Here is a 5,024-nt window from a genome sequence, read left to right as displayed (position 1 = left end):
TCTTGTAGCCCGCCCGCTCCCGCAAACACCCACTCCTGGGGGGGGGGGGGGGGGCGGGCCGGCGCCCCCCCCCCCCCCCCCCCCCCCCCCCCCCCCGGCGCGTCAGCGCAGCAGGTCCGGCACGTGGAAGCCCGCCCCGTGCACGTGCGCCGCGAGGAACGCGAACACCGTCTCGTACCAGAGGATCGCGTGCTGCGGGGTGAGCACCCAGTGGTTCTCGTCGGGGAGGTACAGGAACCGGTGCGGCAGCTCCTCCGGGTCGCCGTCCCAGTGCTCGTTCAGCGCCCACCACAGCGCCAGGCCCTCCCCGATCGGGACCCGGAAGTCCCTGTCGCCGTGGATGACCAGCACGGGCGTGGTGATGGACGCCGCGTGCGCGGAGGGGTCGTTGGCGGCGACCATCGCCGGCGTCACCTCCCGCGACCAGTACCAGGGCGCGTCGGTGGTGGCGCCGAAACCGCTCAGCGACCACAGGCTCGCGTGGGTGACGATCGCGCGGAAGCGGTCGGTGTGCCCGGCGATCCAGTTGGCCACGTACCCGCCGAACGAGCCGCCCATGGCGGCGGTGCGGGTGGCGTCGAGGTCCTCGCGCTCCAGGGCGGCGTCGGTGACGGCCATGAGGTCGGTGTAAGGCTCGGCGCCCCACGCCCCCCAGCCGCGCGCGAGGAACTGCGCCCCGTACCCGGTGGACAGCCCCGGGTCCGGCAGCAGGACGGCGTAGCCGCGGGCGACGGCCAGCCACGGGTTCCAGCGCCACGACCAGGCGTTCCACGAGCCGAGCGGCCCGCCGTGCACCCACAGCAGCAGCGGCGCGGGGTCCGCGGCCGAGGCGGCGGCGGGCAGCGCCAGCCAGGCGCGCAGGGCGCTGCCGTCGGCGGCGGTGGTGGTGACCTCGGTGAGGGTTCCGGGCAGCGCCGGTGCCGGGGCGGGGCCGGGCAGCGGGTGCGGCAGCCCGTCGGCGGTGCGCGCGTCCAGGCGCACCACGGCGGGTGGGGCGTCCACGGCCGAGCGCACCGCGTACACGTACGCGCCGTCCGGGGAGACCTGCAGCGAGGAGTAGGCGCCGCGGTCGCCGGTCAGGCGCACCACCTGCCCGGTGGCGACGTCGACGCGGAACACCGGTGCGGCGCCGTGCTCGTCGGCGGCGAGGAACAGCTCGTCGGAGCCGGGGCCCCACTGCGGAGCGGCGTGCCAGAACTCCCGGCCGGGCACGACCTCGCGCACGCCGGAACCGTCGAGGGCGACGAGCACCAGCCGCACCGTCGGCGGGCGCCGCGGGGTCGAGCGCGACTCGGCGATCGCGGCGGCGTGGCGCCCGTCCGGGGAGACGGCCACGGCGCCGAACTCGCGCTCGGGGTCGTCGGCGAGCACCCGCCGGGAACCGTCGGCGGTGGAGATCGCCACCAGGCGCACGTGCTGGTCCCCGCGCGGGTGGGCGACGACCTCGGTGGCCACCAGCTCGGAGCCGTCGGGCGTCAGCGCCGCGGACGCCTCCAGGTGGCGCAGGCCCGGCGCGGGCGTCAGGTCCGTCCAGGTGAGCAGGTCGCGCGCGCCCGCGGCGGGCTCGTCGCCCGGCAGGTCGGCGGCGAGGAACCGCGGCTCGTCCGGGCCGAGGTCGTGGTCCCAGTACCGCACCGGCACGCGCGCGTGCAGGACCGCGGTGACCTTGCGCTCGCGGCGGGCGGCGCGCCGCGCGGCGTCGGAGGTGGGCCCGTCCTCGGCGGCGTCGGCGCCGGGCAGGGTGGCGGAGGTGACCACGACGCGCCCACCGGTGCGGGCGACCAGCGGCGCGGAGAACCCGCCGGGGCGGGTGCCCACCACGCGCGCCTCGCCGGCGGCGGGCAGCGCCCACAGCGCCGCGGGGGCGTCCTCCTCGCCCGGCGCCTCGGGGTCCGGGCGGGCGGAGGTGAACAGCAGCGTGCCGTCGGGGGCGAACACCGGGGAGGAGTCCGCGGCCGCCGAGCGCGTCAGGCGGCGGGCCGCGCGCCGCCCGGCGGGGTCGACCTCCCACAGCGCCGCGCGCCAGCGGGTGGCGTCGGGCGTGAGGGTCGCCACGGTCGTCACCAGGCGGGTGCCGTCGGCGGACAGCGCCAGGCCGCTCAGGCGCGGCAGGGCGGCGAAGGCGTCGAGGTCGGCGAACGGGGTGGCGGTCGGTTCGGCGGGCGGGGTGTCGGCCACGCGACCGTTCTACCGCCCGGGCGCCGCGCGCGCCGGGCGCCGCGCTCGGGCACCGCTCGTCACGCACGACACGCATCCGATCACTCACTGCATCCACCCGTTGACCCGAACGGGGGACGTCCCCCGCCCGGGGGGTTTCGGCGTGCGGTCGGGTCGGGGCGGTGGTTACCTCGATCACGTCATCGAGCAGTGGTGACCGGTCCGGTCGACGGCGGGGAGAGTCCCCGCTCGCGGGCGCCGCGCTCCCCGTGCACCACCGGGACGGCGAGCCCCGCACCCGGGCCTCGACGCAGGAGGAGCCCTCCGTGACCATCACCGGAATCATCACCGCCATCGTCATCGGCCTGATCATCGGTGCGCTCGCCCGGCTCGTGCTGCCGGGACGGCAGAACGTCTCGATCCTCGTCACGATCCTGGTCGGCATCGTCGCCGCCATCATCGGCACCTTCCTGGCGTCGGCGATCGGCGTGGCGAACACCCCGGGCATCGACTGGATCGAGCTCATCCTGCAGGTCGCCGTCGCGGCCGTCGGCGTGACCATCGCCGGCTCGCTGACCTCGCGCCGCCGCTGACCCGGCGAGCCGCAGGCACCGCACGGCTGCACGCACCGCACGGCCCCACGAACTGCACGACGCCACGAACCGCACAACCCGGGTGAGCCGCACGCGCCGGCACCCCGGGCAGACCCGACGAAGCACTGGAGGAGACCGATGAGCAGCAACACCTTCACCGCGGACGCGCTTTACGGCACCACCGTCTACGACAACGACGGCGACAAGATCGGCAAGGTGGACGAGGTCTACCTGGACAACGCCAGCAACCAGCCGGAGTGGGTCTCGGTCAAGACCGGCCTGTTCGGCTCGAACGTCTCCCTGATCCCGCTGGCGCAGGCCTCCGTGAGCGGCGACCGCCTGACCGTGCCGTTCGAGAAGGCCAAGGTCAAGGACGCCCCGCACCACGACCCCGGCCACGAGCTGAGCGAGTCCGACGAGGACGACCTGTACCGCTACTACGGCATCGCCTCCTCCGGCGGCACCTACACCGGCGGCACCACCGGCACCACCACGGGCACCACCACGGGCACCACCGGCACCGCGGACCTGGCGGCCTCGCGCGGCACCACCACCGGCGAGCACGGCCTGCGCGACGACGTGCGCGACGACGTGCGCGGGGCGGGCCACGACACCTCCGGCCCGAACACCGACGACGCGATGACGCGCTCGAAGGAGGAGCTGCACGTGGGCACCGAGTCCCGCGTGTCCGGCCGGGCGCGCCTGCGCAAGCACATCGTCAGCGAGCACGTCACCCACAGCGTGCCCGTCAGCCACGAGGAGCTGGTCGTCGAGCGCGAGCCGATCACCGACGCCAACCGCGGCGCGGCCCTGGCGGGCGGGGACCTGACCGAGGAGGAGCACGAGGTCACCCTGCACGAGGAGCGCGCGGTGGCCGCGAAGGAGACCGTGCCGGTGGAGCGGGTGCGCCTGGGCACCAAGACCGTCACCGGTGAGGAGACCGTCTCCGCCGAGGTGCGCGAGGAGAAGATCGAGCTGGACGACGACACCACGACCGGCCGCGGCACCACCGACCGCGACCTGGACCGCGACGGCCGCTGACGCCGCCCGGTCGGCCCGCCCGCCTGGGCGGCCACCCGCGAACGCCCCGGACGCCGACGCGTCCGGGGCGTTCGCGCGTCCGGGACCCCGCGCGGGCGGTTCTCCGGCGGGTCCCCCGCGCAGGTGTTTCCCCGGCGGGTCCCCCGCGCGGGCGGTCCCCCGGCGGGTCTCCCGCGCGCCGCTCAGCGCAGCCGCACGTGGCGCAGCGCGGTGGCGCGCCGCTGCACCACGGCGCGCAACGGCCCAGCCGGCGGCGACGGGTGCAGCCCGCACAGCGCCGCGACCCGCTGCGCGACGGCGGGCACGTCCAGGTCGTCGGTGTGCAGGTGCTCGGCGAACTCGGGGCGGGACAGGAGCTCCAGGCAGCGCTCCAGGCGCGCCAGGGCGAACGACTCCCCCGGCGCGGTGCCCCGGTGGGCGGTCGCGGCGGCCAGCACCCGGCCCAGCGAGCGCTCGCGCAGCCGGCGCCGCACCGTCGCCGGCCGCGCCAGCAGGGCGACGTGGCGCACGTCGTGGCCGCGCCGGCGCAGCTCGCCGACGGTCTGCTCGAACACCTCCGGCTCGACGACCGTCATCGGCACCAGGACGACGCCGTCCCAGCGCGAGGCGGCCAGGTCGAGCACCTCCACCACGCCGCAGCGCCACGAGCGCAGGTCCTGGAAGTCGCCGCGCAGCGCGGCCGGCAGCGCGCGGTGCAGGCCGAACCCGACGTGCTCGGGGTCGCACACCGCGCTGCCGGGCAGGCGCCGGTGCAGCTCGTGCGCGGTCTGCGTCTTGCCGCCCCCGAAGGGGCCGTTCAGCCACAGCAGCACGGCCCGCACGGTACGCGCGGCGGCGGTCCGTGCCGGAGGGCGCGGGCCTCGACGCGCCGCGCCGGCGGGAGGACGATGCAGGTGGCGGCCGGGCGGTGCGGTGCCGCCCCCGCCGGGAGGAGGCCGCGATGGAGCGGTCAGCGGTGAGGAGCCCAGCGCGAAGGCGTGGCACGGCGCTGGCGTCGTTGTTCCTGGGTGCGGGCCTGGTGGGCCTGGCACCCCCCTCGGCCGCGGCGGCGGCCTGCCACACCCGGTGGGGTTCGCTGGCCGAGACGTCACCCTCGGTGCGCGACGGCGAGGTGGTCGGGGGGGGGGGGGGGGGGGGGGGGGGGGGGGGGCGGCGGGGGGGGGGGCGGGGCGGCCGCGGGGGGGGGGGGGGGGGGGGGGGGGGGGGGGGGGGGGGGGGGGGGGGGGGGGGGGG

4 protein-coding genes are annotated in these 5,024 nt (G+C 77.4%); 2 read left to right on the top strand and 2 right to left on the bottom strand.

The features are described from left to right. Positions 1 to 102: 102 nt before the first annotated feature. Positions 103 to 2,178 carry a S9 family peptidase gene (locus ACRYMN_RS20650; RefSeq protein WP_432499282.1) on the bottom strand — a complete coding sequence of 692 codons (2,076 nt, stop codon included), beginning with the start codon at positions 2,176 to 2,178 and terminating at the stop codon, positions 103 to 105. A 305-nt stretch (positions 2,179 to 2,483) separates the two neighbouring features. Here ACRYMN_RS20650 and ACRYMN_RS20645 point away from each other — a divergent pair, with 305 nt between their 5' ends. Then, positions 2,484 to 2,750, top strand: coding sequence for a GlsB/YeaQ/YmgE family stress response membrane protein (locus ACRYMN_RS20645; protein WP_432499280.1), 267 nt, complete (start codon positions 2,484 to 2,486; stop codon positions 2,748 to 2,750). A gap of 138 nt (positions 2,751 to 2,888) precedes the next feature. After that, a complete protein-coding gene (locus ACRYMN_RS20640; protein ID WP_432499278.1) occupies positions 2,889 to 3,791 on the top strand; it encodes a DUF2382 domain-containing protein in 903 nt (300 codons plus the stop codon). A 182-nt stretch (positions 3,792 to 3,973) separates the two neighbouring features. Here ACRYMN_RS20640 and ACRYMN_RS20635 read toward each other — a convergent pair whose 3' ends face one another. After that, a complete protein-coding gene (locus tag ACRYMN_RS20635) occupies positions 3,974 to 4,603 on the bottom strand; it encodes an AAA family ATPase (protein ID WP_432499277.1) in 630 nt (209 codons plus the stop codon). Positions 4,604 to 5,024: the final 421 nt, after the last annotated feature.

The sequence above is a fragment of the Kineococcus gypseus genome (genome assembly GCF_050871305.1).
GTDB classification, from domain to species: Bacteria; Actinomycetota; Actinomycetes; order Actinomycetales; family Kineococcaceae; genus Kineococcus; species Kineococcus gypseus.
This window is presented reverse-complemented; position numbering and strand designations above follow the sequence as displayed.